This is a genomic window from Microvirga sp. GCM10011540 (assembly GCF_042650665.1).
GTDB lineage: Bacteria > Pseudomonadota > Alphaproteobacteria > Rhizobiales > Beijerinckiaceae > Microvirga > Microvirga lenta.
In genome coordinates, this window is the sequence record NZ_JBHSBQ010000044.1 from 1 (window position 1) to 517 (window position 517).

A 517-nucleotide genomic window follows, 5' to 3' on the forward strand; every position below is an offset into this window, starting at 1 on the left:
CGGGACCCAACCGCGTGTGGCTGGCCGACATCACGTACATTCCAACCGGTGAGGGCTGGCTCTACCTGGCGGCCGTGCTGGACTTAGCCACCCGGAAGGTGGTGGGTTGGGCGATGCGTGATCATATGCGCACCGAGCTGACCCTTGGCGCTCTGATCATGGCAGCCCAGCGGCAGCAGCCAAGCCCTGGGCTCATTCATCATTCGGATCGCGGCAGCCAATACGCGGCTGAGGCCTATGCCCAACAACTGGCTCTGATGAAGGCGAAGGCGTCAATGAGCCGGACGGGCTGTTGTTACGACAATGCCCCGATGGAATCGTTCTTCCATTCCTTGAAGGTAGAGCTGGTCCATCAGCGGAACTGGGTGACCCGCGAAGAAGCCCGGCGGGATCTGTTCGTCTACATCGAGGGCTACTACAATCGGCAGCGCATTCACTCGGCGCTCGGGTATCTCACGCCCGAGCAAGCAGAGCGGACAGCGAGCTAACCGGTGTCCACTTAATCGAGGGAAGATCA

The 517-nt window shown here is 60.7% G+C and carries 1 protein-coding gene; it reads left to right on the plus strand.

Annotated features, from left to right (window positions below; all coding sequences use genetic code 11):
* Positions 1 to 488 (plus strand): IS3 family transposase (locus ACFOYU_RS15145; RefSeq protein WP_377034229.1); only part of this gene is annotated, 488 nt, incomplete at its 5' end.
* Positions 489 to 517 lie beyond the last annotated feature (29 nt).